The following is a 24,986-nucleotide window of genomic DNA, read 5'->3' as shown; positions in this document are numbered from 1 at the left end:
TTTTGACCGCTGGTTTCGGCCTTAACCCGATTCTGGCGGTCTCCCTAAGCTGGTTAAGGTGGTTTCTTTTATGTGCGGTACTAACTCTCCTGTGTATTACTGGGCTGATGATGACGGTTATTACGTCTCAATCGATGGTTATCCAGATTACTTCCGCACTCGCATGGAAATGTATTCATACGCATGTGATTCAGGACGCGACCTTATCGAAGTTACGCCAGAAAATGAACCGGATTTGCGCGCCTCTGGTGCGTTTGACAACCAAGGGGAATGGTTATGAGCCGCACTATCATCGACTATGTATCATTCTCTGGCACGCCTCTGATTCTTGAGCGTTGTAAAGAAATGGCCAAACAACGTTATGCCTTTGCTGATGGTTCCGCTAAGTCGGCTCACCCAATGGCTACTATGCGTGAAGAAAACAAGAAAATCGCCTATTTCGGTGAAAACTTGGCTCAAGTTCTCGGATGCGTAGATGAAAACGACTACGCCAATAAAGACCTGTACTTTTCGGCTCTTAATAACGCGTTATGTGATGCTGATTTGTATATCGAATCGGACACATCTTTCCATGACTCTTACCAACAGCTCATTTCAAACATTGGCATCGATATGTTGGACGTCCTTTGTCATGGTGAACTCGAATCATTTTTAGAGTTGTTACAGGAAGAAATTTCCTATGACGGCAACGTTTGGACGGTAGAACGTCGCGGTGGTTATTCCGGTTATCGCTACAGTGCAAAACTTCTTTGTAACGGTATCCAAGCTGGGATTGTTGCTTGGGGTGCGGCTAACTTTGGTTTCTATGTGTCGTTCTCTGGTAAAGGCTGCACCGCTATCAGCATGGAACGTTTACACAAGGCACTGTCTCAAATGGCTGGCACTAAGTTAACCCGTGTTGACTTGGCCCTAGATGACCTAGAAGGAAACATAACCATCGATGAAATCAAAGAACGTTATCAAGATGGCATGTTCATCACTCAAGGTAAACCGCCTTGTTGGGGTGAGTTCCTTGGCGGTACTGGCGCTAGTGCTACCGATAAGCGCAAATGTGGCTTTGTTCCTGATAAGGGCCATACATTTTATGTTGGCGACCGTAATAACGGAAAGTTGTTCCGTGGCTACCATAAAGGCGCTCAACTTAACTCTACGGAATACCCAAATTGGAATCGTTTCGAGGTTCAAATAGGCAACCGTTATCGCGTGATTCCTTTGGATATTATCGTCAATCCTGACCCTTATTTTGCAGGTGCTTATCCTGCCCTAGCCTCACTCATTTCTGAGGTGCAACCAGTTCGTATTTCTACGGTTAAGCTGACGTTTAAAACCAACCTAGAAAATGCAATCAAACATGCTCGCGTTCAATATGGCAAGCTCGTTAACGCTATGCGCTTGCTCTATGAAGATGACTCTCACGTGATGGAAGTTCTGACACGTGGGTTTGAATTAAACGACATTCCCGACCGAATAAACTTTCCAGTCGGCTGGGAATACCACCATCAAAAAACTGGAGAACTAGCTCATGGCTAACACTATTCGTGCTCATATTCTTGGCTGCGAACACAGTCAAGGTACATCAAAAGGCTCTAACAGACCTTACAACTTCGCTGTCGTTAACATTCTCGGTGCTAATGACGGTTGGACAGAATCACAATCAGGTCGCTGTACTCGCGTTGGCCTGATGCAAAAAACCGTTCCAATGAGTACGGACAATCTGAGCTTGCTGCATAAGCTCCAAACGTTTGAAAACCAGTTCCCTTTGGAATGCGATTTAGTTTTGGATGTTGACCCTAATAACATTCAGAAAAACTGGGTTGTCGATATTAAACCAATCCAGAAATAAGGAATCGGTATGTCTGTTTGTTTGATACCTAATAGTGATGGATTTCTCGCAGTAACTGACACCTCCCTTGAGGACTGCGGTGATTCATCGGGTTATATCGGTATAACAGTCGATGAGTACAATACATTGTCGTCATACACACAGATTACCGCCGCCGATGCTGGCTCTGCGTTTAGCTTCGGTTTCTTCGCTGTCTTTGCAGTTGGCTACTTATCTACCTATGCAATCAAGATAGCTATTCGATTAATACGTACAATTTGAGGTAACGACTATGGATGACATTTTTGGCGCAATCGACCTTTCTACAGTAGCTGGTTACATTGGTACTGCGGGCGTGGCTATCGTTGGTATCGCTTTGGCAATGAAAGCAATTACGCTTGCTAAGCGCGCTATCAACAAAGCGTAAGGTCTGAATATGCTCATTGCCCTGCACGATATTCAGTTAATTGTTTTTGCGCTACTGGGTGGACTCGCTGGCTTTGTAGCGTCTCAGAACTTCGACTAATCAAGGGGGCTTCGGCTCCCTTTTGTTTAGGTGACAGTATGAAACGACTTCTTTTACTATTCCTTTTTCTCGGCTCACCCTTTTATTCATATTCGACAACTTACTACCAAGTCGAACAAGTTAGTTTGCAGGGCTTAACTTGCCTAAATACTGTTGGGGAAGTTTTCACTTCATATAATTGTTTCGTAGGAATGGAGTTTACTCGTGGTGTTTTCACGTACACGATAGAAACGGTTTATGATAGTGGGAATCGTGTTTATGGTAGTGGTTCGTATACAAGTCCAGAAAATGGTAGTGGTTCTTTCTCTTCTTACGCACTTATCGCGTTTGGTACATATACCACAGAATCATGTCCTGACGGTGAGTCTTTGAATGATGATGGTGTTTGTGAAGAGTCAACCGATGATGGCGGGGACGATGACACGGAATCCTGTGAGGCGGGATTAGAAACAAGCTCCTATAGTTGGGATTACAGTACTTACGGCACTCATGTGTATGTTTGTGCGTCCAGTTGTACCTATAAAGATAACTCCTCTGTTTGCTCCGATACTCTTGGAACCTGTTCATCTTCGCTTATCTCTACTGGCGAATCATGCGATGAGGACGGTATTAGTTCACGTTCTACTAGTGGCGATGATTCAGATTCAGGTGATTCAGGTTCTGACGATGGTTCAGATTCTGGCGATTCCGGCTCTGATGATGGTTCTGATTCATCGGACGATTCTGGCTCGTCTGATGGTTCCGACTCTTCCGATGATTCAACCAGTGATGCCGATTTAGATGCAGTCGTGTCTGCTGTTGATACCATGAATTCTAGTGTGACATCGGCCCTTAATTCTATTGATTCGGCTGTCGTCTCAGAAGGTAATCAAACTCAAGCGGCTATTGAGGCGCTCAATAGTGATTTTAACGAGAAGATGCAAGCCAATACTGATGCAGTGACTAACGTCAAAGACTCCGTTGATTTGGTGAATGATTCAGTGTCTGACGTTAAAGACTCTGTTGATGCTGTTGGTGAATCGGTTGATGGTATCGCTTCGGCTGTTGATGGAATTGGTGATGATGTTGGAACAATTGCTGATGCGGTCACGGGCCTTGGGAATTTGGACACGTCTGGCGCTGGCCTGAGTGATGGTTGCTTAGATGGGGAAACTTGTGAATCGTTCTATACGCCTAGTTATCCTGACGGAATTGTCGGGGTCTTTAATGACCGATTTGATTCCATCGCTGAGACGGTCACTAGTGGCATTAGTGACATATTCGGTTCAATCGACTTGTCTAATGCGTCTAGACCGAGTCTAACAATGGAATTCTGGCTACTGGGTACGTTTGATTTTAATGATTATATTGATTGGGACACGATATTCTATTTAGTCCGAATCATCATGTACATTTCAACTCTATTTGCTTGCCGCAAAATAATATTCGGGGGTTAATATGTGGGATTGGATAGTAGAATTATTTAATGACTTATTAGAGTTCTTCTATAAGTTATTTCTAAGTCTGGTAGATGCGCTTAAGGATTTATTTGCATGGGTATTCGACCAAATATTTGATTTAATCGAGGTCGTCATTAGTTATATTATGACGTTATTTGCTCCCTTTGATTTGTCTGAATTAACTGATTCTATACCTTCAACCGCTGCTTGGGTTCTGTCCAATATTGGACTGCCTAATTGCTTGGTATTGATAGCGACTGCCATTGGTATTCGTCTCGTTCTACAGTTGATTCCGTTCACAAGGTTGGGCTCATAATGATATATGGTATTGTTGGCCGTCCTCGTAGCGGTAAATCATACGAGTCTGTTGTCTATCATATAATTCCTGCCATTCAAGATGGTCGCAAGGTCGTGACTAATGTGTCACTTAACGTTGACCAGTTCGTTAAGGTATTCGGCCCTCATGTTAGAGACCTTATCAAGGTGGTAGACGGCAAGTTATCAGAATACGGCAGTATGCAGCGCCCTTTTTCGCGCTTTGAAGATTACCAAGATGATTGGCGTGATGAGCAAAACCGTGGGCCTCTTTTCGTTGTGGATGAGGCTCATATGGTTCTACCAAACAGACAGCTAGACTCAAAGATATTAGAGTTTTACTCGCTTCATGGTCACTACGGGATAGATATTGTTCTCTTAACGCAGAATCTACGCAAGATTCATAAGGACGTTAAGGCAATGATTGAAATGACGTATTACTGCGCTAAAAATACCGCTTTTGGTAGCGATAAGACCTACACCAAGAAAGTGCGCCTTGGTGATACGTCCGAGGACTTAAACGTCGAGCAGCGTAGATATAAGAAAGAGTATTTTCCCTTCTATCAGAGTCACACTCAAAGTTCCGGTGCTGTTGTCGAGGCTGCTGCGGCTGATGTTAAGCCACTCTGGAAAACATGGCCTTTCATTGGTGCTGGTTTCATGTTCTGCTTGACCATTGTTTTGTTGGTCTATCAGCTTGTAATAAGGGAAGATAAAACAGTCAAACATGCCCATGTAAATAAAGTTCAGTCAACTGTTACTGTAAATACAAAGGCTCAGGTTCCTAGCGGTTCGCCCAAACCAAGGCGTAAGAATTTTGGCCCATTAGCTGATTATGATTTATTTGTGGCTGGATATTCTAAACAAGTTTCCTATATATCCAGAAAAAGAAACGATACGGTTGTCGATGCCGATAATACATTTAATCGTGTTTATCTTGATGTATATTCTGGCGCTCAGAAAATGTTTACGCTTAATAACTATGATTTAAAGAAGATGGGTTATGAATTTAAAGAATTGGCCTCATGTGTTTATGAGGCGTATTTTCACGATTCATCAAGAATAGTAGTTTGTAGAGAGGCTGTAATGACTCAGCCGGATTTAATTGCAGAAGCATCCCCAATAAAATTCTAGTCTATGTCCTTTCCTCGGAGGGGCCCCGTTTCGCCGGGGAGGAACCGAGGAAAGGAATAACCCCCCCTGTTTGTTTGTATGTCAATTCTGTATGTCAAAAATGACATACAACTCCTCCCGACTATCTCGCGCTTGCGCGACACGGAGCGGAGCGACTCACCGCTTTAGCGGTACAAGCACGCCCCCAGGACTAAATTGATTGCCAGGATAAAACGTGCGAAAACCTGCGTCCTTGCCTTTGTTGAAAAAACTTCCCTTCCTCCTGCTAGACCATTGAGGTAGTTCAGCGTTTAAATTCGTACCGGTTCTTGCTCCGGTCGGTCGGTTTTTGGAGATGCAGGGTTTTGAATTTAGCGCGCCCCGTATAGTAATACGGGGTGAAAGTCTTAAGGATAAATACAGGGCGAACCGCTTACCCTGTCTTTTTATACATGTGTACCCTTGTCTCAAAATGAGACATGATTTATCGGTTTGGCATTAACTTGGCAAGTGCTCTGGCGTACTTTAACAGTTTTGTGTTAACGCCAATTTCGTTTATTGATTGGATTTCCAATAGTGCAATTCCTGTTAAAATTTGTTGCGGTGTAACGTATTGCCCTGTTGGTAACTTTAGTCTCCCGTTCCTTACTTCGAATTGTTCCCACTGCTCACTGTGGTGTAGTTCTCTATTCGATATAACTCTCATCAATCGCCTACACTCTTTTGGTATTGGTTTTCCTGCGTCCCATTCTTTGACGGTTCTCACAGTTTTAAAACATATTTCGGCTGTTTCTTCGATGGTTAAACCACATTTTAATTCACGAAAAACATAGTTTTTGGTCATCTCGTTGTACTTCACTAACTTCTACCCTCAAAGGGGTAGAGTTTATTTCACTGCAACTTGACGCACTATTTACCTTAAGTTTACATAATACGCACTAAGGTAGTAAGAGCAAAGTTGTAATGTCACTTTTTAGCAAAGTTAAAATGTCTCTTTTTTTAGGTTCTACAGCTAGCCTCATTCTTATGTGAACTGATTTAAGGGACATAACTATGAGTGACAAAGACCTTTCACGTTACAAAGTGATCAATGATGTGTGTGAACATCGTTTACGCCGTGCGGATGCGGCAGATATCCTCAACTTGAGTGAGCGCCAAGTACAGCGTCTATCGACAGACTATCTTAGCGATTGTTCGAAAGCACTATGCGGATTTTGTTCCAACATTAGCACAAGAAAAATTGTTAGAGATCAATAATTTACCGGTTTCCAATGAGACCTCACGCCAGTGGATGATCGCCGATGGCCTTTGGGTACCACATTCGCAACGTCAGCCACGTGTTTATCAGCCTCGTTACCGCCGAGATTGCCTGGGTGAACTGATCCAAATTGATGGTTCTCATCATGACTGGTTTGAAGGACGCAGCCCTAATAAGCGTTTCCCTTTGCGCATTTCATAGATTCTGGACGCTGGTAGATTCAAATCATGGGAGTTTGTTTGTCTTTGTTTCCTAACGACCACTTTGCAGTGTGAATGAATTATTGAACGGTCCTTTGTTTAAGACCCAACATGCTGAGATTCTAATTACACTGTCACTTATTATAACTTACCTATTTTAGATCATTTTGATTAAGCCGCAGAGTTTACACAAGAAAACATTAACCGCACTGGTTTTCTTATTAATCAACGCTATAACCACAATTTCCTCACTTTGGATAGACACCAAAAAAAGCCCGCAGGGTGCGGGCGAATGGAAGTTATATTCATGCAAGTTTTTATGAAAGGCAATTTCATCACTATTTAGTCTAGTACCTACTCAGTAAGAATTACAACAAATTGCCTATACCAAGTTTTTTATATGTTATCCCTACTCTATCATGGCCGCTTGATATATATATCGTATCGTTATGGCTAACGTTGTGTTTGACTGAGAACAGTTGTAAAAGAAAGATCTTTCTATTGAGTGAATATGAGATAATTTCTTTATCTATCTGAAAAAGAAAAGGATAACCATGAAAAATCAGGACATCACTGTCTATTTAGCAGATGATATTGATATGAATCTAGGAAAAGCCATCGCCCAGGTTGCGCACGCGACTGGAGCGGCTTGGTTGGCTAGGATGAAACCCTCACAACAAGAAAGTAATCATATAACATTGACGCTGACACCTTCAGCTCGAGCAGCATTGGAACAAAATTTGGCACTAGCGCCAAAGATCGTCCCCGTTTCTCAGCAAGAATTGCCCACAGAAGAAGAACAACATATTGAAATTATAGATGCAGGTAAAACAATCTTTGAGCGCCCGACGAAAACATGTGTCGCAGTCTCGACTGTTCTCGGTGATGCGCTCCCCGATTCCCAACGTCTTCTTTTTAACGACGACGTCATTAATTACAAACAAGCGTTTTTCATCAACCGAAAACTGATAACGACTCTGGCATTAAGCGATCAGCAAATCATGTCTCTGTTTGCTAAGGCAAGCCTGGCCATCATTTTAGAGCCTGTTACCGATGGCCGGCTCAACTTGAATATCAGTGAGCCACTTTATCAATGGATTACATCTGCGTTTGGTAAAACGGTAGTGGGCACCAAGAAAGTGAGCAAATTATTAGAAGTGAGTGCACTACTTAATGAAGACCACATTCACTATCGCCGTGTTTATTTTAATGACTACTGCCTTGGCTATTGCACACAACCGATCGACGCAAAGGTCATTCATAAATACACTAAGTACAAAACATTCAACTTACTTAGCTAAAGTTCATGCGTTGTCTAGCGCGGATACTTTCTTTTTGGTGCATGACGGTATCCTTTGTTGTTGTACGCCAAAGAAGCACCAATATCGACCGACTTAATGATGGACTCCCTTAAACCTGGAATCAAACTGACTTCGCTACTACCTTCAATCGATTGCAAAATCCCTTCTGCCGTTGATTCAATGATTTCTTTCGCGTCTCTTAATTTAAACTCTTTCGATTCTGCCAGGTTGAGTAAGGTCTTCCGGTCTGGGAATTCTTTACTCTTAGCCATCTTCAATGCCATCTGAACACCAGTAATATTGAGCGTTGGATAAACTGGCGTATGGGTGATATCAAAAGGAGGTGACACAAAAATATTCTGCATATCCGGTGTATATTGCAAAGCGAAGTTTTTTAGATGAGCATCACCATTACCAATTAGGCAATTGAAGACAACGTAGCGATACATCTTTTCAATTTCCGTGTAATTAGTGCCCGTATAAATGGCCGTCGCTTTGAGTAACGTTTCATAACTACCCGTGTATTTCGCATCAGGAGAGTTACTTTTGCCCAAAAGCACCGTGAAATCTTCATACCCTAATTGGCATCCAGAAAACACATTAGGATCAGGGGTATCAAATCTCTCAATGACGAAGGTTTCCAAATTTTCGGATAGATAGGTTTTTGGTGGGTTTAGACCACAAAAGCGCGCCGCTTCCATACAGACAAATTCATTGACAGTAAGCAAAGGAAATTCTTCATCGCATGCCTTAACAATGAGATCAGCCTGCTGTACCGTTCTCCCCGTACTGATACTCACCTTCGGTTGCATACCTGATAATGTATTTCTCAGGTAATACCGCTCGATCAACTGTGGAAACAGTGGCGTTGAACCGTCATAATTAATGATATCGGCTAATTCCATCGGTTCCACACTGGGCAATTGATATCCACCATCGAAACAGAGTTGACCAATGCCACTATCACCTTGTAATGATAATAAATACATATCATCAACTTTTGCGTACCTTGCTAGTTTTTGTGCTATGTAGCGTCGGTTAACACCTTCAGGTAAGTTTTGAGAAAAAATAGGATGTAAAGCACCATTGCTATAACCGTCATACCCTTTGCCAGTCATCGTTAAAGAGACATGCAATGTATCTTGGGTTGGTTGATAAAAATGGTTTGATTCATGAGTTAAGATACCAAGTTGTTGTCCTTGAGCAGAGACCTTTAACTTCTTTATCTGTTTCGGGAAATCTTCGTACATCAATCAGTCCTCATCAGAAAATAACGTGCTAAGGTCATCGAAATCTGGGAGTGTTCTTTTCATTGGAGTGATATTAAGTTCAAAACCAAGGTAACAAACATAACGTTCTAAGATATCAAGTGAACCAGTAAAACGACCAGACTCGATTTGAGAAATTGTGGTGTTATGTATACCGGTCTCTATTGCAACCTGCTTCTGGGTCATAGCTTTAGACTTACGTTCTTCTTTAAGCGTTTCACCTATGGATAAACGGCTCATACTTGCCTCCATTATTTTACTAAATAGCAAAAATTAAATAATTAATGCCAAAGTTTACTATATAGTAAACTTTTTGGCGAGCCGTTAAACAATCGAAGTATTGTGAATAATCACATAAAAGAAACCCGCAATAAATGCGGGTAAAGGAGTTTATCCGAATGGGATATTAAGTATGCAGATAATTAACTAACCGTTTAATCGTAGTTCTTCCATAGGTTAAGCGCCAGTAGATGTATATAAATTAATTTGCATACAGGCTGATTTGTGACACCGTGACATTGTAAATGATTCAAGCGCTTGCTTTAACACGATCGCTCTTGTAACTTTTTACTATCATGTCTAATTGGTGTAAATCACGTTCATGTCTTAAATTATTCCGAGCAAAATTAAGTGCATCGTTATAAGCCGCAACTGAGCGGCGGTTAAAACTTTTGTGAATACAGCCAACTACACGTAACTTTAAATAGAATAAAATTAAACTTGGAACGTACTTACCATAATCTAATAACTCTTTAAGCTTAACAGCAGCCATATCATAATCGTTTTGATGAAGAAAGTTATTAATTTCCTCTTTTAGTGCCGCGTAATCCTTACCGCTAAGACCGGTTCCTTTCCGCCTTGAAGCGTAACGTTGTAACGTTAATTGTTTGATTCTCGTAGCATTACTTACTCCGTTAAAGAGTTGCAATTCAGATAACTCTAATTCAGTCAGAAACTTATCTAATCTATCCTTCTCACACAGCACATCATACATAAATGCGACGTTCGCCGTTGTGCTCACTGAAGAAATAATGTCTTCTTGATGACTATCAACAATGTCATTGAGCATATTTAACGCGTTGTTAGTTCTACATTCAATGATGTCACGTGCGACCTCTTGTAACTTAATATTGATATCAACAATTGATTCGTTAGGAAAATTGGCTTTGCCTTTTTTTAAAATTTCGTCTGCAAGCATCAGATGAGTCATCTGTTCACCAATAACACTAACATCAGATAACTCTTTTAAAGCATTCGCATAATCAATATAGTAATCCACGTTATCGTAGATAGTCCCTTCCACTTGATTGAACAGCTTTTCATAACGTTTAACTAACTTGTCAACGTTATCGTGTTGCCCGATACTTTCAACTAAACCTAAAGAAGCATCAATACAGTCTGGATTAATCGCGGCTGCTTTACGAAATTGAATCTCAGCCTGTTTAATATCCCCTTTCATTAGGAATGCCTGTCCCATCACGACACAAAAATTGGTCGACATCGGGTATTTACGTCGACCAATTTTCGCTTCTTGAATGGCTTTATCATAAAAGGATTCTTTCACCAATGAACGGCACAGATAATTACGGGCCCATTCAGCTTCGCTGTAACTAAGGAAGTGTTCCGCTGCCGTAATTGTCTTTTCATAGAGCTGATCATCATAAGTGGCTTTAATTTTTAACTTATTCAACCAAGTCGATGAGATACCGTACTCGTTGTGTCGCTCTATCTCATGAATCGCTTCAAGAATTTCTTTACTATTGCGCTGCTCTAGAGCTTTACGCAAGTCCCCGGTAACGATAACGTTGCGGGCATTATTGCGTAAACGATTCTTCAAGATATCTATACGATAGGGTTTCAAAAGAATATCATCTGGCTCATTTTCAAGCATACGGATGATGTTTTCTTTACTGTGATCGGCACTGGTTAGAACCAAGCAACTGCGGGGACTTATGATTTGTAGAAACTTTTCAACTTTCTTAGGCGTGAGAAATTTAGAGATATCGTAGTCTACAATTATTAAATCGTAGAGATAATGATCTTCAATGCTTTTCTTTATTAGAGTTTCTGCTGCGTCAATTTTTTTTTCTATTTTTACATCAGTAATACTTATTTTATGTAGAATACTGCGTATATTAGTTAAGGAAAAGTCAGAGCGATCGACAATTAACGTTTTTAAATGACTAATCTTTAACTCTTTATATGCCATAAACTAAAATCTTAAAAAATTAGGTTTTTACTAATATAAGTTTGAATGGATACTATATTAATGGCACGTTTTGTCAATCATTTATCAAATTTAAGACTATATTACACTAATTGCATTAAATAAAAGAAGGAAATTAACTCATACGTACATATGTAAAACAATAAAGGCTCAAACTAACAACATTATATTAACAATTGAGTTTTTTACTGGGATCTGCTTTCAATTAAAATGAATACAAAATTATTATAATCAAACAATTTTAAATACGTGTTATGAATGCTTTTGTGGGTGATAAAAGTGTAATGAAGGGATTTTTATATAAGTAAAGAAGCAACCACACAACTCATAAATGCGATACAAAATGAAATCATGGCTTTATTGAAATAAAACATTATAAATATCCGAGAATAAAATAGTGGCATTACAGCCACTATTTTATATTAATTATCTGTGTACTATTTAATTAACCGTGGCTCACTGCGAGATATAATACTGTGAAAGGTAAAATTAAACCTAGGAAACCCGCAAAAGATAAATAGTATCTGTATGCTGCTTTATCAGACATGACTAACTCCAGTTATTTTTATGTTCGTGTACGTACAATGGTAGTACTTTTTGTGTGGAATGTACAGTGATCCAATTAGTTTTTTAATTGATACATGCTATCTTGCTGAAGTTTGAGCTAACCTACGTATTCAAATACGCCCATTCCAAATATAATGTAGCTATTCACCGCTGTGATAAACATTATAGAAGAAAGACTTTGGTTTAATCACATGGTTTGTAAAATAGTAACAGCTAATAACGATATAAAGAAATTCGAACACAAAATATTATGAAAAAAGAAATATTGACCTTATTGATAATTCTGACCTGCTTCATCAATGAGAACGCTTTAAGCGCAAATACAGATAGCGCCCACGAACAACAAAAAGCTTTAAAAGATATATTTGGTTTTCAAGATAGTTTTGATCGTAGCCCTGAGCAACAATGGGCAAAAGATGTTATCGAAGACATCAAAACAGAAATGGGGGATGTCTCTGTCTATCGTGGCCAAGAATGCCGGGTAAAAATCCATTTCACCGAGCGTGCGGCATTAAAGAAAATTGAAATTAGTAACCACCAGGGTCTATGTGATCGTGCATATATCGCTATCAGGCATATTTATCAATTTCCTCTTCCCGAAAAAAGTAAATTACTACATCCGCTCTATCAAACCTTAACTCTTACATTTATCCCATAATAGTACCGCAACGGTTAATCTATATAACTATATGATATTATTTAACTTTTTATTATCAATAAAACAGAGATAATCTAGTTATTGCACTGTTTCCATTTAGGAAACTATGATTGTGGCGAATTGATCATGGCGCAGCAGTCTGTCGCCTTTTATTCTCATTTATTAGACACAAATTTTTAAAATAGACACTTATAATTGGTGGATTGTGGATAAGTAAGACGAGTGTCACTTATGTCTTGCTAAAGCGTATGCGTAACCGTTAACCGTGCTTTTCTATGTGATCCTGTGCGTAGAAATACAGTTACAAACGCCAGTTTTAGTGACTAAATATTAAGCGGTAGTAACATGGAACTGGTCAGTTAAACGCTAAATAAATAACCTTGTTATGTTGGATTAACGCTAAGGTGACGGTGTCACGAGAGTGTTGTTTCTGACAATGAACAAGAGACAAAGCCTCGTAGGAGACGAAATATGATGAAATGGATTAAGCACAACCGATATCGATTGTTTTCCACATGCACACTTGCCATATGTGCGTTCTGCTACTTTTACCTACTCCAGGACTGGGCTCTAAATTTACTGGTTCTAGCCGGGTCTGCTGTGATTATTCATCGATTTTGTAATACTCACCTTCATAAAATCGTTTGATACTTATTACCCTATTTACCTACATTATTATCTGATCAAATGATGAAATAGCGCCCTGATGTAAAGGGCGCTTTAATGTTGGCAGTTGCTCTTATATCAAGCTCAAAAACTAGGCTTCCACGGTATCAAAATTTAAATACCTAACCTTCCCTGTTTTCTTCGACAGTTCCAATACTGGTGCATAGCTAGTAAAAGGTCTTGTCGTTAACTCTCTTATTTTCAATTTATCTACCGTTTATTTTACTTAAGTTCGCTTTAGTTATAGTGCCTTAGGTACTATCATCTAGACCAGAAGTGAGGCTGTTTGTGAAAGTTATCCACACAACGATCATTTTATGCGATATTAAGATCCTAAAAAGATCTAAAGGCTATAGTTTATTTGCTTTGTAAAGGAAGTGAGTGTTTACACCGTTGTTTCAGTTAAACCTGTAATTTAATTACATAAATAAAATCTATCATGAATGGTATAGTGAATTATTCTTTTATAAGGTAATGATAAATATAGTTTTTATTAAAGATTGTACAATATGGGAGGTTTTATCAGGTTATTTAGGGTGCACAGATGCAAGTATTAGAAGTTAGTGGGTCACCAGTAACGGTGCTACCCTATTGATAGCTGACATAAAAAAAGCACCTGACGGTGCTTTAATATATAGAATGGGTTATTACTATTTCTGAGAATGCTCTTTTAGTGCTTGGCGAATTTCTTCTGCGACTAATTTTATCGCTTGGGCTGTACTCATCCCCTCTGCCATTAACGCTTGAATTTTTTCAACAGCAGCTTGTTGTTGCGCGTGAGTTAACGTAGGTAAATCATCAAACATAAAAAGGCTCCTTATTCTGGAGCCCAGACTATAATCGTAAATTTAATAGGTAGCAAGAAAGTTTACGTAACCACCCATTGAATCTTCATTGGTGTAACTTGCAGCAAGATCTAATTCAAACAAACCCAGTGGAGATAAGCCGATACCCGCAGTATAAGTTGGATCACTGCCACTGTAAGATAGGTTTTTCTTAATCCCGGCTCTAAGTTTAAGCTGACGTAACAAATCTATTTCTGCCCCTGCCCTAATCATTTGAACATTATCATCAAATTCTTTATAACGTTTCTGCTCATTAAGATCGTAGTCAACACTAAAGGTAAAATAGTCTGCCACAATTCCAGCGCCAACTGTATACAGTGGCCTCATCTGATATTCATATTTGATTGATTGATTATTACTACCAGTGATTGTTTTAGTTTCAATATCATGACTGATCAAGTTCATGCCAGTTATGCCGACACGAAATGGTCCATAGAACCATAATGCGCCAGCATCAACGTTAAGCATATTTTCCGCTTGGGTGTTTTTATCTATGTCCGTCAGGTCAAAATTTTCAACATCCGTCTGATAAACAAACGTATATACCCGTTGCAGTTTAGGAGATAACCCAAACGACATATGTTGGCCGAAAACGGTACTGTAACGGGCCATGGCTAAACCGACCTCTGCGACACCGACAGAAACAGCATTAATTGTCGTATTTTGTGCCTTTTCAATAGTACATTGATTGGCATCACTCGGATCACTACAAGAACCAACATCGGATGTCACATAGGTTTCGGTGTAGGCTTTACCAAATAGATTCATTGATAAATAAGAATTTGGGATCCCAATGGCAGCACCAGCCCCCAGTTCTGCATTCAACTGAGAACCATTAAGTTTATCAAGTTCTGAGTCGATATCATCAACCGTTTGTTGAGTCACACTACCATCAACATCTCCGAGTAAATCAGCGAGATTATCAATAGTATCGATCATTTGGTTTTGATCGTCATAAGTCACTCCAACGCTCGGTAAGATCATACCAGCATCATCATTACGACGATAAATAGCAGTTAACGCAGGATTATAAAAAGGGGCAGTCAAATAGTTGGCTGATACCACACCAACACCGCCCATGGCATCACCACGAGCCTCAATAGAATAAGGAGCTGCCATTGCACTGGTGGCTGCGAGGGAAATAGACAACGCAAGAAAAGAATACTTATTTTTATTCATAATAATCGGCCATGGGTATATTTAGAGTAATTAGCAACGAATACACTAAACCACTATCGGCCGATTATAATATATCTTTAGCTATTGTTTAGCTGCAACATCATAGGTTTTGCTGATAACTTGAGACTGCTCAATGATGATAGGACCTTGCCAACGCTGTTGTGTCATTGAAATCGCGAGCACGTAACGATCTGGCGGTAGGCTATCCGCTGGTAATGATGATGGATAATCAGAATCATAACTGTGATTCCAGATCTCTTGATATTTGCCTTTCACATAGTCATACACGGAAACACCAAGCTTTGGAAGTGGACAGAATTTATTAAGTAATGCGTTCTTCTCTACTTGCCAATGATCTTTTGAGGCCCAACGTACCGTACGATAGGGTTTTTGATCACCAAAAATGACCCATGCGCTCCAAGAACTCTGATCATCAGCTGTCACATCAATACGATATAACCCTTTACTGATTTCATTATTCAAGTTGTAACGTTTGACATAATTATGTTCTGCATCTGTTACGGGGTCACTATCTGACTCAGTAAAAGAGTTGTCTGAAGATAAGGGTTTATCAACCCATTTCGTCAAACGAATGTCCGAAATATCTTTCTTCGCTGATGCATTAATTAATACTTGATACGCATCACGCCCTGGACTTTGAATAGTTAAACGACGAATCGTAATCGCATTAATCCAGTCAGGAAATTCTTTATTATCTAGCCCTTTACCACAATCCACTGTTAACGCTTGCATAAGTAAGTCGTTTAGGTGGGTTTTGATATTAGTATTCTCATCTAACTGCCAAACTTCAACTAGTGAGGAAAACGTACCGGGCAAATCCCCCTCCAACAAATGTTGGTGAGTTTGCGTTAATGGCGTGTTTTGCTCAAACCAGTCAGCGGCTTGAACAGTTATAGGCACGCATAAGCACGTGCCTAATAACAAGAGTAATTTGTTCATGAATTACGCTTTCATTTTGTAACCGACACCACGTAAGGTTTCGATTTCAAGTCCTGGAAGTTTTTGACGCAGCTGTAGAACGTGAGTATCAACAGTACGTGTCGTTGGGAAATGGTTATAGCCCCATACATGATCCAGCAATTCATCACGAGTAAACACACGTCCTAGATTACTTGCCAAGAACAGCAGCAGATCGAATTCAGTACGAGTTAATGTAACCAATTCATCATGGTAAACCACTTCGCGAGTTGCTTTATCAATGATCAAATCGTTAGTAATAACCTTGTTATCATCTTCACCTTCGCCTTCTGGAGCACGCATTTGTGCACGGATTCGAGCGAATAATTCTGATTCAGCAAATGGCTTAGTAAGATAATCCGTCGCACCTGCGTCAAGACCAGTCACTTTATCTTTTACCGTCACTAGTGCTGTTAGTAGAATCACTGGTACTTCTTTAATTTTTTTCCATTCAACCAAGTGTTCTACCGAATCACCATCAGGAAGTTGACGGTCAAGAATAACAAGATCCGCTTTTTCCCAGTGTTGTTTTACATCAGCGATTAATTCAGCATGTAAACAATCATATCCTGCTTGTTCCAAACTAACTAATAGGCCATCCGCTAGGTTTTTATCATCTTCAACGAGAAGCAATGTCTGTTTCACAGGGTATCTCCAATATAAATGTTGTCGGTGGTCCAACTAGGCTCATTGTTCCGCCCATACGTCCAACCATCGATTCTACAATAGTTAATCCAAGTCCCAAGCCACTCTTACTGACAAATGGCTTGCGCAAGTGACGCCAATCTTTTTCTGTTAATGTTCCTTGATCGGTCACTTTGATGGTGACTGAATCCTCAGTCGTAATTACATTGAGTGAAACTGGTGCTACACCGTATTTCACTGCATTTCGAATCAAGTTATCAACACAGGTACCTAGCCAGTAGACATTTAATTTTGCAGCGATATCCTGATTGATATTAAGTTCTATAGGATCTGAAAACTCCTCTTCAACTTTGTACTCCAACCACTCTTTAACAGAAGGAACCCAATCGGTAGATAGTGGTTTGTTGTCCGATTGTAAGTAATCTTTACTCGCTTCTACTAATTGTCTCAAACGTCTTGAGTCCTCGCACAAGCGGCGAAATTCATCATAAACAGTCTCTGGTAGGTGTTCGAACTCTCGTCGGAAACCTTCCACAGTTAAAGATAAGCTGGCAATAGGTGTACGCAATTCATGCGTTAAAATTTGGAGGACCAACATTCGACTCTTCATTTCTTGTCGTTTGCTATTCCAGCGGTAAACCGCCCAACCTAATACCAAGAGAATGTTGGCAATAACCAACACTACCATGCTTATTCTTAGTAAGTTGGAATGATCTTCAATATCCCAACAAATATTGCCACGTTGTACAAAACAAGCACTATCAGAGCCTACTACTTTGTAAGAAAGGCCTGCTTTACTCGCATTATGGTTCCACGTAGCTTCATTAAATACATAGTATTGGTCGTTTTTACGCAACCATAATTCATTCTGTTCACTGAACATTAATGAACCAGAGTTCAATGCCTTAAGTGACTCACCATTCATGGCCTGTAAACGTCCAAGTAACGTTCCTTTCGGTGCAGGTGGACGTTCATCGATATGCATATACTGTTTCACTTCTTCATACATATCAGGATGGTCTTTAACATAGCGAGCTGCGTAAGTACCACCGCCTGGATGAATCAAACCACTGCGGGCAAACCAACTTGGACGCAGTTTAGTTCCGTTACATACGGCACGTACAAACGAAAGAGGTTCCGTAACCAGTGGATTATAAGGAAGTTTGCCAGAACAACCTTTGGACAACTTATAAAGACGTTGGATGGCAGTGAGAGGATATTTAGTCGTCTGCGGTAGCATACTCTCCGGAGAGATTAAGCTCTCTGGATAGTTAGCTTGCAATTTATCGATATTATAAGTGACTACCGCTGAATCGTAATCAAAAAGCGATACGAATAAATCGATACGCTCAGGGAGAGAGTCCGCATGAGTATACGCAGAAAATAATGTCCCGACGGTTGCTATTGTTATGGTTATCGCTTTTCTCAATTGATTTCTTTTATTATTCATCAAGGCAAAACACTATAGCGTATTATTCTAAAAATTTATACTTGGCATGTTAAGACGCTGTCAATAATCGTTAACATATCACCAACTCACTACAAAAGAAGCCAGCAATGCTGGCTTCTTGGACAATAAATGCACGATTAAAGTGCTTTAGATATCGCGTCAACACTCGCCTTAGCATCACCAAACAGCATCAATGTGTTGTCTTTAAAAAATAATGGATTTTGTACACCAGCGTATCCAGTATTCATTGATCGCTTGAATACTACGACATTTTTGGCATTCCAAACCTCTAAAACAGGCATCCCTGCAATTGGACTGGTCGGGTCTTCTTGCGCCGCTGGGTTCACCGTATCATTGGCTCCAATCACTAAGACAGTATCCGTATCAGAAAAGTCCTCATTAATTTCATCCATTTCCAATACGATATCGTATGGAACCTTCGCCTCAGCCAATAAAACATTCATGTGACCAGGCAAACGTCCAGCAACAGGGTGAATACCAAATCGAATCTCGATGCCCTTTGCTCGCAGCTTTTCAGTGATTTCAGAAACAGGATACTGAGCTTGAGCGACTGCCATACCATATCCAGGAGTTATGATGACTGACTTAGAGTTTTTCAAGAGCTCAACCACCTCTTCTACCGTCGTTTCGTGATATTCACCCAATTCTTGATCTTTTGCTACTGCAACTTCTTGGCCAAATCCGCCGGCAATAACACTAATAAAGGAACGATTCATCGCTTTACACATGATGTATGAGAGAATCGCCCCGGACGAACCAACGAGCGCGCCTGTAACAATCAATAAGTCATTGGCTAACATAAAACCAGCAGCGGCAGCAGCCCACCCTGAGTATGAGTTCAACATCGAAACGACCACCGGCATATCAGCACCACCGATAGATGCTACAAGGTGGTAGCCAAAACCAAATGCGATGAGTGTCATCAATACCAATGCCCAAACACTTCCGTCGGCTTGAATAAATTCACTCAATAACCAGATGCTGACTAATACAGCTAGCAAGTTGATCTTATGTTTATGAGGCAAGTTAAGTGGTGTGGACGCTATATGACCACTCAGTTTGCCATACGCAACAACCGATCCAGTAAAAGTAACAGCACCGATAAAGACACCGACAAATACTTCGACTAAATGAATCACATATTCAGAATGATTCGCCACTAATGGGGCGTGAATAAAACTATTGTAACCAACCAGAACCGCCGCTAAGCCGACAAAGCTATGTAAAATAGCCACCAGCTCAGGCATTTGGGTCATTTCCACTTTTTTAGCGAAACGAATGCCAATTGCAGCACCGATCACCATGGCGATAATGATCCAAGTAACACTGGTGCTATGGGGGCCTAAAATCGTGGCTATCAAAGCAATTGTCATCCCAGCAATACCATAATAATTGCCTGATTTAGCAGAGGTTTGCTTAGATAAGCCCGCTAGACTCATAATAAAAAACAAGGCCGCAACGATGTACGCTGCTTGAACCAATTGTGCAGACATCATTCCCTTCCTTAGTCTTTACGAAACATTTGCAACATGCGTTTGGTGACGGTAAATCCACCAAAAATATTGATACTCGCTATCAAAATGGCAAAAAAGGCCAAAAATGAAACCAGTCCATGTCCATGCCCTATTTGCAAAATAGCACCAACAATAATAATCCCAGAAATCGCGTTAGTGACTGACATTAATGGGGTATGTAAAGAATGGGACACATTCCAAACCACGTAGTAGCCAACAACACAAGAGAGAGCAAACACAGTAAAATGGCCAAGGAATTCACTGGGTGCAACAGAGGCAAGCCAAGCAAACAGAGCCACAGCGATGACTAACATCGAGACTTTTTTCCAAACCGCCATTGGTGGCTTTGGTGTTTTTTCAGCGGGGGCAGCCACCTTAGGTGCCACACTAGGTTGCGCCGATACTTGGATTGGTGGTGCTGGCCAAGTGACTTCCCCCTCTTTAATCACGGTGACGCCACGCACGACGACATCGTCGAAATCGATCGTAAGTGTGCCGTCTTTTTCCTTACACAATAGCTTAAGCAAGTTAACGATATTGGTGGCATAAAGCTGAGAAGATTGAGTCGGTAATCGGCTTACCATATCCGTATAACCGATGATTTTCACACCATTTTCGGTTGTAAATACCCTATCCTTTTGCGTGTATTCACAATTGCCACCGTTTGCAGCCGCCAAATCGACAATAACACTACCGGCCTTCATGCTATCGACCATCTCTTTGGTAATCAGAGTAGGAGCGGGTTTGCCCGGAATGAGTGCAGTGGTCACAATAATATCCACATCTTTCGCTTGCTGAGCGTATAGTTCTGCCGCTTTTAGATTGAAATCATCGCTCATTTCTTTCGCGTAACCATCACTACTTTGCTGCTGTTCAACATTAGCCAGCGTTAAGAACTCAGCTCCCATTGATTCGACTTGTTCTTTGACTTCAGGGCGAACATCAAATGCTCTGACTACTGCCCCTAAACTGCCAGCCGCACCAATCGCTGCTAGCCCCGCGACCCCTGCACCAGCAATAAATACTTTGGCAGGTGGAATTTTTCCTGCCGCGGTAATTTGGCCAGTAAAAAAACATCCAAACTCGTGAGCAGCTTCCACAACAGCACGATATCCAGCAATATTGGCCATTGAAGATAATGCGTCCAACGATTGAGCCCGTGAGATCCTTGGCACCGCATCCATTGCCATCACATTAATCTCTTTTTCTGATAACTTTTCCATTAATTCAGGATGCTGAGCTGGGTAAATAAAGCAGATTAATGTTGATTTAAGCGGTAACAATGACACTTCATCTAACTCGGAATCGTCACCATATAAAGGCGCGTTTACTTTGATAATAATGTCGGATTGCCAAACATTCGTTTGGTCGACAATGGTCGCACCTGCTTCTTTATATGCTGAATCATCAAAACTGGCGTCGTCTCCAGCTCGTGATTCAACAACAACGTCATATCCCAGTTTAATTAACTGTTTAATAGAAGAGGGGGAAGCCGCAACTCGGCGTTCACCTGCAACTCTCTCTTTTGGCACACCTATTTGCATATCTTATCCTTGAAATACTGACTTGATGTTTAACCGTACTGACTTATCTTCTGCATCTAATACAGAAAAATTGTGTTATTCTATCAATAACACATTCGTTTACTCAGTAAAGTGAACTAGTAGACGGAGATGATTGAATATACATTGAAATTTTTCGTTATTTGATCGCAGTTCAACGAAAGAGAGAGCAGTAAGAGAGATAGAATCGAAAGATCATTAGCGAGAAAAAAGCGCCAGAAAGTAATTTAGTGGCGCAGAATATGTTAGTTTTGGTGCTGGATGAATTGAGAGCAAAGCCTGACCTAGGAAAAAATGTTATCTCCCATCTGGTCAATGAACATTTGCGCCTTACGTAGCATCAGATCGTCGGCATCAGCTTGGCTTGGGACAACATCAGAACGAATAAAACGGTGTGTTTTTACTTCATTATCAATCGTTTTTGTAATACGTCCCGCAATACGGAATTGGCCACCTTCGGCCATCGCCTCTTGATATATCAAATACCCTTTGTACTCCACAGGTGTAACTTCTTTTGGTTCTGGTGCACTTTTGGCACCGAATAAACGAGAAAACAGGCCCACATAGACTCCTTACGAGTGGTCTTTACTTTTTAGTAATGGCGTTTCATACCATTCCAGTTCCCGATCTTCATCAAATCGACCTAATCGAATGACACTCGGTACGTCCGAATGGCGGTTCTTACGTCGATCTTCAAGGATCATCGACTCTGCAGTTGAAATAGCCACATCAGCATTACGTTTTAACATGACTAGACGATCTTCCGGTAAAGAAGACAAAAAATCAATATCATAGCGAATATAAACGGGTCGCAATTGGTTTAAAGCCAAACACGCTAGGTCAGCGAGTTGCTCTTCATCGTAGTGTTCAAACTCTTCTTGGTGTAGCGCCTGCCCCACCAGCGTTTCCATATAGTTATGAACATCGTTACTGATCTGCATTGTTAATCTCCCTAAACTTCACAGCTCTTGTCATTAAAATTAATGAACACTGAGGAATTAGGCAAAAAAATAAGTCGTCAATTGTCGATTTCTTAACTGTATAAGCCTTTTTCTCGATTTTGAAACGCAAAAACACGACTATACTTGTAAATAGCAGTATTCAACGCTAGCGACTCTAGCTAAACTATCGGCCTTCAAAGACGGTTTTATCAATAAGAATGTATTCAGCTTTCATTACGTCCCACTGGTTTAGACTTGGCTTCCCCCTATTCTTACTCTCCTTAATTTGGCTTAGTATGAATAGCGTCGTAGCAGCGACACAAGCTAATCTCAGTTTCGCAATGAATATGCCTTACATTCTGCTGGCGGTCGCGTTTATGATTGCCCACACCTTTAAACAAAGTCGTATAGTGATGCTGAGTACTGCGATGATGATTGGCTACTGGGTTATTCAAGAACGCCTGCAATCTCCTTTACAGACAGGCACGACATTTATCGAACTATGCCTACTCGCATTCTTACTCCCCGTTTCCTGCTGGCTCACCCAACTGTTTCATAACGGTACAACGTTTAATCGCCAGTTTGTTATATTTTTACTGCTTATTGGCGCTCTAGTGGGTTGGAGTTGTTTAGTCGTGACAGAAGATATTCATATGGGAATGATTCACAGTGTGAAGGAGGTATTATTTGTCTACCCTAACCTATCAAAATTACCGTTCATTCTTATTCTTTATATCAGCGCCTTAATCGGCATTAGCGCGCTGTTTGTTTTAACACGCAATCACCTTAATGACGTGGTCATTTATGCCACAATGTTAGTTATCGCCAACACCTTTTATGTCTTTGATACGCCGTTCGTATCGAGCACAATGTTCTCGTTACTGGGTGTGCTGTTCATCATCTATCTGCTTTCTAATACTTATCAAATGGCATTTACTGATCCCTTAACACAAATCCCGGGACGTCAGGCATTGGAAATCGATTTACGCCATCTTAGTCGACGATATACTTTAGCCATGATTGATGTTGACCATTTTAAAAAATTCAATGATACCTACGGACATAGTTCAGGGGATGACGTTCTCAAATTAGTCGCAACAAGGCTGTGTCTCATTCGCGGTAATGCGCATGTCTATCGTTATGGTGGTGAGGAGTTTGTGGTTCTGTTTCGTGGCAAGCATATGACACAAACATTAGAGTATTTGGAAGAAATTCGTTTAGATATTGCCGATTACCCATTGGTTATCAGAGACACGCTGACAAGGCCAACACGTCACCAAGACGGAGAAACCAAACGAAGTGATAAAGCCCATCAACATGTTAATATCACTGTTAGTATTGGTGTTTGTGACAACCAATGGGGAGACACGGTTCAAGACGTGCAAAAACTCGCGGATGAAGCCCTTTACCGTGCTAAAGATAAAGGACGCAATCAAATATTCCCCTATCAGACTAGTCGATAAGTCCCAACCCTCTTAATACCATCGAGACAACAAACTCCTGAGCTTCATCAAACTGTTCGTCAGTTAACGGATCACCGTTAATCAACAGCACTTCCATATCAAAATCCGCGTAAAACTGTGTTGCTCCCCAAATTAAAAACAGCAGATAAAACGGCTTGACGGGTTTAATCAGCCCTTCGTCTACCCAGTGCTGAATAAGACTGGCTTTTGTCGTGGTCCATTCGATGACTGGCTGTTCAATCACATCATGAATAATCGGGGCACCTTGAATAATTTCCTGGGCAAAGATTTTTGATTCTTGCGGGTGAGTGCGGCTGTAGCGCATTTTAGCCTCAATGTAGCGGCGCAATACCTGCGCAGGAGGTTCGCCGATGGCAGCATCGTCAAAACCTTCATTCCATAAATTAAGAATGTCTTTGAGCAATGCTTTATACAGGCCAGTTTTAGATTTGAAGTAATAAAGAATATTGGCTTTCGGTAGATTGACACGATCCGCGATAGATTGTAATGACGTACCTTTGTAACCATGTTTAACAAACTCATCAGCGGCAGCCGCTAAAATAATTTGCTCATTTCTACGACGTATATCTCCTGGGCTTTTTTTAAGGTGTCCCACCTATTCTTCCTCATTATCTTTTCGGTTAATCGATTACATCAGCGCCGTATTTTATCTGCTACTTCTACATAATACGATCATGAGAATTGAGATCTTAAAGTGACGTTGGGGCTACAGTGAGCCTCAAATGATGGGGGTCTGTCAAGTTATGCAACTGCACCAAAATTAAACATGTGCACTACAACTGTACAACTTTGCTGTGCCACAGCGTCAACAAACGCACGATTTCATTTTTATGTGCAAGTTCTTATCAAATTTGTCTTCCGTATTTAAATCCATTAAAACAGCAATATCTATCTGATTAATAAATATTTAATTAGCTCATCATCACTATATCTAACCGCGTGTGTCCCGTTTAAAATCATTTTTCTGAACAACTGGTCAGGTTTTTGCATCTTCGTAACAAATAGTT

Annotated in this window: 25 protein-coding genes and 1 pseudogene; 12 read left to right on the top strand and 14 right to left on the bottom strand. The window is 40.6% G+C overall.

Annotated features, from left to right (window positions below):
- Positions 1 to 70 precede the first annotated feature (70 nt).
- The 8 genes from I1A42_RS19415 to I1A42_RS19385 all read left to right on the top strand — a co-directional run bounded on the left by I1A42_RS19415 (position 71) and on the right by I1A42_RS19385 (position 5,236).
- Positions 71 to 280 carry a hypothetical protein gene (locus tag I1A42_RS19415; protein WP_196123148.1) on the top strand — a complete coding sequence of 70 codons (210 nt, stop codon included), beginning with the start codon at positions 71 to 73 and terminating at the stop codon, positions 278 to 280.
- Positions 277 to 1,530: a replication initiation factor domain-containing protein gene (locus tag I1A42_RS19410; RefSeq protein ID WP_196123147.1), complete on the top strand. Its 1,254-nt coding sequence runs from the start codon at positions 277 to 279 to the stop codon at positions 1,528 to 1,530. Before I1A42_RS19415 ends, I1A42_RS19410 begins: the two co-directional genes overlap by 4 nt.
- Entirely contained in the window at positions 1,523 to 1,843 is a 321-nt protein-coding gene (locus tag I1A42_RS19405; RefSeq protein ID WP_196123146.1) for a hypothetical protein, read from the top strand. The genes I1A42_RS19410 and I1A42_RS19405 overlap by 8 nt, the downstream gene beginning before the upstream one ends.
- Before the next feature lie 9 nt (positions 1,844 to 1,852).
- Positions 1,853 to 2,104 (top strand): single-stranded DNA-binding protein, encoded by a 252-nt coding sequence (locus tag I1A42_RS19400; RefSeq protein WP_196123145.1) that lies wholly within the window; start codon positions 1,853 to 1,855, stop codon positions 2,102 to 2,104.
- Between the two features lie 10 nt (positions 2,105 to 2,114).
- On the top strand, positions 2,115 to 2,249 hold the full coding sequence (locus I1A42_RS25070; protein ID WP_268982045.1) for a hypothetical protein: 135 nt from the start codon (positions 2,115 to 2,117) through the stop codon (positions 2,247 to 2,249).
- Positions 2,250 to 2,386: 137 nt separating this feature from the next.
- Complete coding sequence (locus I1A42_RS19395) at positions 2,387 to 3,784, top strand: hypothetical protein (protein ID WP_196123144.1); 1,398 nt, start codon at positions 2,387 to 2,389, stop codon at positions 3,782 to 3,784.
- A 1-nt stretch (position 3,785) separates the two neighbouring features.
- Entirely contained in the window at positions 3,786 to 4,103 is a 318-nt protein-coding gene (locus tag I1A42_RS19390) for a VSK receptor (protein ID WP_196123143.1), read from the top strand.
- Positions 4,103 to 5,236 carry a zonular occludens toxin domain-containing protein gene (locus I1A42_RS19385; RefSeq protein WP_196123142.1) on the top strand — a complete coding sequence of 378 codons (1,134 nt, stop codon included), beginning with the start codon at positions 4,103 to 4,105 and terminating at the stop codon, positions 5,234 to 5,236. The genes I1A42_RS19390 and I1A42_RS19385 overlap by 1 nt, the downstream gene beginning before the upstream one ends.
- Positions 5,237 to 5,699: 463 nt before the next feature.
- On the opposite strand, the gene I1A42_RS19380 is transcribed toward I1A42_RS19385, so the two are convergent.
- Positions 5,700 to 6,074, bottom strand: coding sequence for a phage protein (locus I1A42_RS19380; protein ID WP_196123141.1), 375 nt, complete (start codon positions 6,072 to 6,074; stop codon positions 5,700 to 5,702).
- Positions 6,075 to 6,268: 194 nt separating this feature from the next.
- Between I1A42_RS19380 and I1A42_RS19375 the strand changes: the two are divergent.
- A pseudogene (locus tag I1A42_RS19375) lies at positions 6,269 to 6,644 on the top strand (ISNCY family transposase); the annotation flags it as partial.
- A gap of 583 nt (positions 6,645 to 7,227) precedes the next feature.
- Entirely contained in the window at positions 7,228 to 7,974 is a 747-nt protein-coding gene (locus I1A42_RS19370) for an aminoacyl-tRNA hydrolase (RefSeq protein ID WP_196124539.1), read from the top strand.
- 14 nt (positions 7,975 to 7,988) lie between these two features.
- On the opposite strand, the gene I1A42_RS19365 is transcribed toward I1A42_RS19370, so the two are convergent.
- From I1A42_RS19365 to I1A42_RS19355, 3 genes are all read right to left on the bottom strand, one after another.
- On the bottom strand, positions 7,989 to 9,224 hold the full coding sequence (locus I1A42_RS19365) for a type II toxin-antitoxin system HipA family toxin (RefSeq protein ID WP_161155827.1): 1,236 nt from the start codon (positions 9,222 to 9,224) through the stop codon (positions 7,989 to 7,991).
- 3 nt (positions 9,225 to 9,227) lie between these two features.
- On the bottom strand, positions 9,228 to 9,482 hold the full coding sequence (locus tag I1A42_RS19360; protein WP_196124537.1) for a helix-turn-helix domain-containing protein: 255 nt from the start codon (positions 9,480 to 9,482) through the stop codon (positions 9,228 to 9,230).
- A gap of 289 nt (positions 9,483 to 9,771) precedes the next feature.
- Positions 9,772 to 11,451, bottom strand: coding sequence for a hypothetical protein (locus tag I1A42_RS19355; protein ID WP_161155823.1), 1,680 nt, complete (start codon positions 11,449 to 11,451; stop codon positions 9,772 to 9,774).
- Positions 11,452 to 12,286: 835 nt separating this feature from the next.
- Between I1A42_RS19355 and I1A42_RS19350 the strand changes: the two genes are divergently transcribed.
- Entirely contained in the window at positions 12,287 to 12,694 is a 408-nt protein-coding gene (locus I1A42_RS19350; protein WP_161154758.1) for a cell envelope integrity protein TolA, read from the top strand.
- 1,316 nt (positions 12,695 to 14,010) lie between these two features.
- On the opposite strand, the gene I1A42_RS19345 is transcribed toward I1A42_RS19350, so the two are convergent.
- The 9 genes from I1A42_RS19345 to I1A42_RS19305 form a co-directional block, all read right to left on the bottom strand.
- Positions 14,011 to 14,166, bottom strand: a complete 156-nt coding sequence (locus I1A42_RS19345) for a YoaH family protein (RefSeq protein ID WP_161154756.1) — start codon at positions 14,164 to 14,166, stop codon at positions 14,011 to 14,013.
- Between the two features lie 42 nt (positions 14,167 to 14,208).
- Positions 14,209 to 15,384 carry a conjugal transfer protein TraF gene (locus I1A42_RS19340; RefSeq protein WP_196124535.1) on the bottom strand — a complete coding sequence of 392 codons (1,176 nt, stop codon included), beginning with the start codon at positions 15,382 to 15,384 and terminating at the stop codon, positions 14,209 to 14,211.
- 81 nt (positions 15,385 to 15,465) lie between these two features.
- Positions 15,466 to 16,344, bottom strand: coding sequence for a DUF2861 family protein (locus I1A42_RS19335; protein ID WP_161154752.1), 879 nt, complete (start codon positions 16,342 to 16,344; stop codon positions 15,466 to 15,468).
- Positions 16,345 to 16,347: 3 nt separating this feature from the next.
- Complete coding sequence (gene vxrB, locus I1A42_RS19330) at positions 16,348 to 17,007, bottom strand: response regulator transcription factor VxrB (RefSeq protein WP_196124533.1); 660 nt, start codon at positions 17,005 to 17,007, stop codon at positions 16,348 to 16,350.
- Positions 16,982 to 18,457, bottom strand: coding sequence for a sensor histidine kinase VxrA (gene vxrA, locus I1A42_RS19325; RefSeq protein ID WP_196124531.1), 1,476 nt, complete (start codon positions 18,455 to 18,457; stop codon positions 16,982 to 16,984). The genes vxrB and vxrA overlap by 26 nt, the downstream gene beginning before the upstream one ends.
- A gap of 137 nt (positions 18,458 to 18,594) precedes the next feature.
- Complete coding sequence (pntB, locus tag I1A42_RS19320; RefSeq protein WP_161154774.1) at positions 18,595 to 19,971, bottom strand: Re/Si-specific NAD(P)(+) transhydrogenase subunit beta; 1,377 nt, start codon at positions 19,969 to 19,971, stop codon at positions 18,595 to 18,597.
- An 11-nt stretch (positions 19,972 to 19,982) separates the two neighbouring features.
- The gene (locus I1A42_RS19315; RefSeq protein ID WP_196124528.1) at positions 19,983 to 21,536 is read right to left on the bottom strand and encodes a Re/Si-specific NAD(P)(+) transhydrogenase subunit alpha; all 1,554 of its coding nucleotides are present in this window, start codon (positions 21,534 to 21,536) and stop codon (positions 19,983 to 19,985) included.
- 302 nt (positions 21,537 to 21,838) lie between these two features.
- Complete coding sequence (locus I1A42_RS19310; protein WP_161154744.1) at positions 21,839 to 22,117, bottom strand: HlyU family transcriptional regulator; 279 nt, start codon at positions 22,115 to 22,117, stop codon at positions 21,839 to 21,841.
- Between the two features lie 9 nt (positions 22,118 to 22,126).
- Positions 22,127 to 22,495 carry a late competence development ComFB family protein gene (locus I1A42_RS19305; protein WP_161154742.1) on the bottom strand — a complete coding sequence of 123 codons (369 nt, stop codon included), beginning with the start codon at positions 22,493 to 22,495 and terminating at the stop codon, positions 22,127 to 22,129.
- Positions 22,496 to 22,713: 218 nt separating this feature from the next.
- Between I1A42_RS19305 and I1A42_RS19300 the strand changes: the two genes are divergently transcribed.
- Positions 22,714 to 23,958 (top strand): GGDEF domain-containing protein, encoded by a 1,245-nt coding sequence (locus I1A42_RS19300; protein WP_196124526.1) that lies wholly within the window; start codon positions 22,714 to 22,716, stop codon positions 23,956 to 23,958.
- On the opposite strand, the gene I1A42_RS19295 is transcribed toward I1A42_RS19300, so the two are convergent.
- Positions 23,948 to 24,574, bottom strand: a complete 627-nt coding sequence (locus I1A42_RS19295) for a TetR/AcrR family transcriptional regulator (RefSeq protein ID WP_161154739.1) — start codon at positions 24,572 to 24,574, stop codon at positions 23,948 to 23,950. The two genes, I1A42_RS19300 and I1A42_RS19295, sit on opposite strands and share 11 nt — an antisense overlap.
- Positions 24,575 to 24,986 lie beyond the last annotated feature (412 nt).

Origin of the sequence: Vibrio nitrifigilis (genome assembly GCF_015686695.1) — a bacterium.
GTDB classification, from domain to species: domain Bacteria; phylum Pseudomonadota; class Gammaproteobacteria; order Enterobacterales; family Vibrionaceae; genus Vibrio; species Vibrio nitrifigilis.
The sequence above is the reverse complement of the archived record's forward strand: the minus strand, read 5'-3'. Positions and strand labels throughout refer to the sequence as shown.

Bases quoted from the DNA above. Each gene is read 5' to 3' on its own strand.
- I1A42_RS19405 (WP_196123146.1), top strand. From the start codon at position 1,523: ATGGCTAACACTATTCGTGCTCATATTCTTGGCTGCGAACACAGTCAA.
- I1A42_RS19415 (WP_196123148.1), top strand. From the start codon at position 71: ATGTGCGGTACTAACTCTCCTGTGTATTACTGGGCTGATGATGACGGT.
- I1A42_RS19355 (WP_161155823.1), bottom strand. From the start codon at position 11,451: ATGGCATATAAAGAGTTAAAGATTAGTCATTTAAAAACGTTAATTGTC.
- pntB (WP_161154774.1), bottom strand. From the start codon at position 19,971: ATGTCTGCACAATTGGTTCAAGCAGCGTACATCGTTGCGGCCTTGTTT.
- I1A42_RS19300 (WP_196124526.1), top strand. From the start codon at position 22,714: ATGTATTCAGCTTTCATTACGTCCCACTGGTTTAGACTTGGCTTCCCC.
- I1A42_RS19400 (WP_196123145.1), top strand. From the start codon at position 1,853: ATGTCTGTTTGTTTGATACCTAATAGTGATGGATTTCTCGCAGTAACT.
- I1A42_RS19365 (WP_161155827.1), bottom strand. From the start codon at position 9,224: ATGTACGAAGATTTCCCGAAACAGATAAAGAAGTTAAAGGTCTCTGCT.
- I1A42_RS19345 (WP_161154756.1), bottom strand. From the start codon at position 14,166: ATGTTTGATGATTTACCTACGTTAACTCACGCGCAACAACAAGCTGCT.
- I1A42_RS19340 (WP_196124535.1), bottom strand. From the start codon at position 15,384: ATGAATAAAAATAAGTATTCTTTTCTTGCGTTGTCTATTTCCCTCGCA.
- I1A42_RS19350 (WP_161154758.1), top strand. From the start codon at position 12,287: ATGAAAAAAGAAATATTGACCTTATTGATAATTCTGACCTGCTTCATC.
- I1A42_RS19395 (WP_196123144.1), top strand. From the start codon at position 2,387: ATGAAACGACTTCTTTTACTATTCCTTTTTCTCGGCTCACCCTTTTAT.
- I1A42_RS19360 (WP_196124537.1), bottom strand. From the start codon at position 9,482: ATGAGCCGTTTATCCATAGGTGAAACGCTTAAAGAAGAACGTAAGTCT.
- I1A42_RS19335 (WP_161154752.1), bottom strand. From the start codon at position 16,344: ATGAACAAATTACTCTTGTTATTAGGCACGTGCTTATGCGTGCCTATA.
- I1A42_RS19385 (WP_196123142.1), top strand. From the start codon at position 4,103: ATGATATATGGTATTGTTGGCCGTCCTCGTAGCGGTAAATCATACGAG.
- I1A42_RS19410 (WP_196123147.1), top strand. From the start codon at position 277: ATGAGCCGCACTATCATCGACTATGTATCATTCTCTGGCACGCCTCTG.
- I1A42_RS25070 (WP_268982045.1), top strand. From the start codon at position 2,115: ATGGATGACATTTTTGGCGCAATCGACCTTTCTACAGTAGCTGGTTAC.
- I1A42_RS19370 (WP_196124539.1), top strand. From the start codon at position 7,228: ATGAAAAATCAGGACATCACTGTCTATTTAGCAGATGATATTGATATG.
- I1A42_RS19315 (WP_196124528.1), bottom strand. From the start codon at position 21,536: ATGCAAATAGGTGTGCCAAAAGAGAGAGTTGCAGGTGAACGCCGAGTT.
- I1A42_RS19390 (WP_196123143.1), top strand. From the start codon at position 3,786: ATGTGGGATTGGATAGTAGAATTATTTAATGACTTATTAGAGTTCTTC.
- vxrA (WP_196124531.1), bottom strand. From the start codon at position 18,457: ATGAATAATAAAAGAAATCAATTGAGAAAAGCGATAACCATAACAATA.
- I1A42_RS19305 (WP_161154742.1), bottom strand. From the start codon at position 22,495: ATGCAGATCAGTAACGATGTTCATAACTATATGGAAACGCTGGTGGGG.